Genomic DNA, 4,443 nt, shown 5'->3' on the forward strand with positions numbered 1-4,443 from the left:
CACAATGTACAGAAGCAACAAAACGCTACCTTGCTATTGCTTATAATCACAATTTATCTTTAGCGCAGATGTCTTTGGCCTTTGTAACCCAACAGCCTTTTGTGACCAGTAATATTATTGGTGCAACTAATTTAGTCCAACTTAAAGAAAACATTGACAGCATCTATCTCAACTTAAGTTCAGAGGTTTTGGATGCTATTGAGAAAGTCCATAATGAGATTCCCAACCCTTCAGCATAAAGCTACTAGGTTTTAACCAAAAAAAAAAGCGGATCACATACGATCCGCTTTTTACTTTTAATGTATTAAGATTAACTCAATTCACATTATTGAGGAGTTTCATTTTGTTCTTGTTTCGTATAGGTAAATGTTACCTTAGTAGTCTTCACAAGACCAGAAACATCACGGAAAGTCAAAGTAGACGAATAAGAGAAGGTATCACCTTCTTCACCCATTACAATTTTTGTAGTCTGAGACGCACAATTAGCAACAAAAGTCAAAGCATTGTCAGCCGTTAAACTCCATGTTCCAGCTAATGATTCCTTGTTATTACAGTCTGATGCTAAAGAACCTTGTTTAAGCGAATATTTTCTATCGCTGTTGAAACTATAAACTAAATCACGATCGCAAGCACTGTATTGAGCAAAAACATCCTTGTTTGGATTATCTGTTTTATCGTCCGTAATGTCAATGGCTTCCTCTGCCATCATCCCAGTAAAAATCCAAGTTCCAGAAAACTCAGTTTCAGTAGCATTCAAAGCACCGGTTAAGTCCGCTGGACAAGAAATACTATCATCAGAATTACAGCTTACCATAAAAAGTACGGCTATTCCCATTAAAGATTTGATCATAAAATTTGATTTTTTCATGTTTTTTAAATTTTGTAGTTTTTAAGTTCATTTATAAGATGCAGGAAACTTGAAAAGGTTGCTTTTAAAATGTAAGAAAGTTCAACTAAAAATTAATTCATAACTTCTGAATTTACTAATTACAGATCACCAAAACATCCTAGCCACTGGATATCAGCATGATAATCCAGCTCTTGAAAAAATATAATAATACTGAAGTATAAATATTTTTAAAGTTTTTAGAGAAGAATCAAAAAAACAAGGAGCACTTTTTTGAAAATAAAAAACCCCTTTCCGTTCCGATGACATCGGTATGAAAAGAGGTTTTAATACTAATTGATTTTGTCTCCATTTTTATCATAAAAATGGTATTCAAGATATGTGTAAGCATCTCTAGGTAAAATTTTTACCCATTTTTTATGTTCTAAAAACCATTTTGACCTAATGGATGGGAATCCTTTGGTCAAAAAGGCCGCTATAAAAGGATGTGTGTTTAAGGTCACCTTTTTGTAGTCTTTTTTGAAAATCCGCTCCATGTCTTGCTGGATTCTTTGGATCACCTTAATAGGTGCTTCAATATCCTCACCGCCAACATTTGGGTTTTCTTCTTTTGTTTCAATATTCCTTTCTGGTCGCACTCTTTGTCTGGTAATTTGTATCAGACCAAATTTGCTAGGAGGTAATATCTTATGCTTTGCTTTATCATCCTTCATTTCGTCACGAAGATGATTGTACAGTTTTTTCCGATTCTCTGCGTCGGACATGTCAATAAAATCGATTACAATAATTCCTCCCATATCGCGTAAACGCAATTGACGGGCAATTTCTGTAGCTGAAATCATGTTGACTTCCAAGGCAGTATCCTCTTGATTTTTTTCTTTGTTGGATCGATTCCCACTGTTCACATCAATCACATGGAGTGCTTCGGTGTGTTCTATCACAATATACGCACCTTTTGCCATAGATACTGTACGTCCGAATGAGGTCTTGATTTGTCTCTCAATACCATGTTTTTCAAAAATTGGTACATTATTTTGATAATGTTTCACAATCGATTCCTTTTTTGGTGCAATTTGATGCACATAATCTTTGACTTGCATATAAAGTTCCTCATCATCCACAACAATACTTGAGAACGAATCATTAAAAATGTCCCTCAAAATTGAGGACGCTTTGTTCATTTCTCCAAGTACCTTACTTGGATGAGGGGCTTTATTAAGCTTTTTGCACATTGCTGTCCAACGGCCCAATAAATTCTGCAAATCGGTGTCTAACTCGGCCACTTTTTTACCTTCAGCAACGGTTCGGACAATGACGCCAAATCCTTTAGGCGTAATGCTTTTGACCAATCGTTTTAAACGATCTTTTTCCTCTTTAGATTCTATCTTTTGAGAAATAGAAATCCGATCGGAAAACGGTACCAAAACAATATACCTTCCGGCAATTGACAACTCGCTACTAATGCGAGGTCCTTTGGTTGAAATAGGTTCTTTTACAATTTGTACTAAGAGGGATTGATTAGACTTTAAGGCATCGGCAATGCTGCCATCTTTATCAATATCCTTTTCAAACTGAAAGTTTTTGAGTAGAAAATCTGTGTGTTTCCCTGTGCTTACACGTTTTACGAATTTTAAAAGTGAAGGTAATTTTGGCCCTAAATCATGATAATGCAAAAATGCATCTTTCTCATACCCTACATTAACAAATGCAGCATTTAGTCCAGGAACAGCTTTTCGGATTTTGGCAATAAACACATCGCCAACCGAAAAATTGTTATCCTCTTCATCTTTATGTAATTCAATAAGTTTTCCATCTTTTAATAAGGCAAAATCAACAAAATCTGAACTCGAACGAATAATTAATTCTTTATCCATGTTGTTAATTTAAATCCGTTGTGATAGACATCAAAACAGATGGATTATACTAAATTTTTTGACACAGGATTCCCGATAAACTATCGGGGTAATTCCGGTAAATTTAAGCTAGCCACAACCAGTGGCACAACCTAAATTTCATATCAAAGAACGTTACTGTAAAAAAAACGAAAAAGTAGTTTTTTAACTACTTTTTCAGTTTATTTCTTTTTCTTGTGACGGTTAGCGCGTCTACGTTTTTTACGCTTATGCGTCGCTACCTTATGTCTCTTTCTTTTTTTACCACTTGGCATAAATCAAGTCTTTTTTAAATTAATATTTCCTTTAATGCTTTACTCTACTTAAGTACTGTCTCAACTTCAACATTAGATTTAACGCTTTCTACAAATACTTTTGCAGGCTTAAATGCTGGAATGTTGTGTGCTGGTATTTTGATAGTGGTGTTTTTTGAAATATTTCTTCCAGTTTTCTCAGCTCTTGTTTTGATAATAAAGCTTCCAAAACCTCTTAAATACACGTTATCTCCACCTTCCAAAGATGTTTTGACTTCCTCCATGAACGTTTCAACTGTTGCTTGGACATCTCCTTTTTCCATTCCTAATCTCTCAGAAATCTTTGCTACTAGATCAGCTTTTGTCATTGTTACTAATTTTAGGGTTTATCTATTAATTATAAGGGATGCAAATATAGTCATTTTAATTTCAATATTTCAAACCTAATTAATTAAAATTTAAGGGTGTAAAGCTTTATTTTTGTCGAGAATTACAAAAAAAAGATGAATTTTAACAAGACATTAACTATTTGGTATTCAGAGCATAAGCGGGAGATGCCTTGGCGAAATACCAAAAATCCGTACAATATCTGGTTATCGGAAATAATCTTACAACAAACACAAGTAGCGCAAGGCCTACCCTATTACGAAGCATTTGTTGACAAATACCCAACAGTTTTTGACCTTGCCCACGCTCAGGAAGAGGACGTTTTAAAACTTTGGCAGGGCTTAGGCTATTACTCTCGAGCTCGCAATTTGCATACCTCGGCAAAATATATTGCCAATGAACTGAATGGTATTTTCCCAAACACCTATAAAGAGCTCTTAAAATTAAAAGGCGTGGGCGACTATACGGCTAGCGCGATCGCCTCCATTTGTTTTAATGAACCGACCGCCGTTGTAGATGGCAATGTATATAGAGTATTGTCACGTTACTTTGGGATTGACACGCCCATAAATTCAACACAAGGCATTAAAGAATTTAAAACACTGGCGACGTCTTTGATGGATCACCAAAATCCGTCAGACTATAATCAAGCTATTATGGAGTTTGGCGCCATTCAATGCAAGCCCAAAAATCCGAATTGTACTATTTGTCCTTTAAATGAGAGTTGTGTAGCTCTTCAGAAAAACAAAACAGAGGTGTTACCAGTTAAATTGAACAAAACAAAGGTTAGTACCAAACACTTTAATTTTCTTGTCCTATTATCCACAGACAAAAAAACCATTTTCCACAAAAGGACAACAAAAGGAATTTGGCAAAACCTCTATCAATTCCCATTATTGGAAACAGAGCAGAAACTAAAGATGGCCGACTTTAAAAAGCATCCTTTTATACAGTCTTTATTTAAGGACGCTCCTTTTGAATTTAGTCTATATAATAGTAAGGACATTGTGCACAAACTTTCGCATCAGCATTTACATACCAAATTCTGGATTATTGAAGTTGA

At 35.0% G+C, this 4,443-nt stretch carries 5 protein-coding genes; 2 read left to right on the forward strand and 3 right to left on the reverse strand.

Annotated features, from left to right (window positions below):
* The coding region (locus tag ABIQ28_RS12925) for an aldo/keto reductase (protein WP_348037962.1) at positions 1-239 on the forward strand (239 nt) is incomplete at its 5' end.
* Between the two features lie 86 nt (positions 240-325).
* Here the strand turns inward: ABIQ28_RS12925 and ABIQ28_RS12930 are convergent.
* From ABIQ28_RS12930 to ABIQ28_RS12940, 3 genes are all read right to left on the reverse strand, one after another.
* Positions 326-868 (reverse strand): DUF5004 domain-containing protein, encoded by a 543-nt coding sequence (locus ABIQ28_RS12930; protein WP_348037964.1) that lies wholly within the window; start codon positions 866-868, stop codon positions 326-328.
* Positions 869-1,179: 311 nt separating this feature from the next.
* A complete protein-coding gene (locus ABIQ28_RS12935) occupies positions 1,180-2,721 on the reverse strand; it encodes a ribonuclease E/G (protein ID WP_348037966.1) in 1,542 nt (513 codons plus the stop codon).
* Between the two features lie 337 nt (positions 2,722-3,058).
* The gene (locus ABIQ28_RS12940; RefSeq protein ID WP_348037968.1) at positions 3,059-3,361 is read right to left on the reverse strand and encodes an HU family DNA-binding protein; all 303 of its coding nucleotides are present in this window, start codon (positions 3,359-3,361) and stop codon (positions 3,059-3,061) included.
* A gap of 135 nt (positions 3,362-3,496) precedes the next feature.
* On the opposite strand from ABIQ28_RS12940, the gene mutY reads away from it, so the two are divergent.
* Positions 3,497-4,443, forward strand: a 947-nt coding sequence (mutY, locus tag ABIQ28_RS12945; RefSeq protein WP_348037970.1) for an A/G-specific adenine glycosylase, incomplete at its 3' end; no start/stop codon positions are given.

The organism is Gelidibacter sp. (assembly GCF_039916245.1).
GTDB lineage: Bacteria > Bacteroidota > Bacteroidia > Flavobacteriales > Flavobacteriaceae > Gelidibacter.

Bases quoted from the DNA above. Each gene is read 5' to 3' on its own strand.
- ABIQ28_RS12930 (WP_348037964.1), bottom strand. From the start codon at position 868: ATGAAAAAATCAAATTTTATGATCAAATCTTTAATGGGAATAGCCGTA.
- ABIQ28_RS12935 (WP_348037966.1), bottom strand. From the start codon at position 2,721: ATGGATAAAGAATTAATTATTCGTTCGAGTTCAGATTTTGTTGATTTT.
- ABIQ28_RS12940 (WP_348037968.1), bottom strand. From the start codon at position 3,361: ATGACAAAAGCTGATCTAGTAGCAAAGATTTCTGAGAGATTAGGAATG.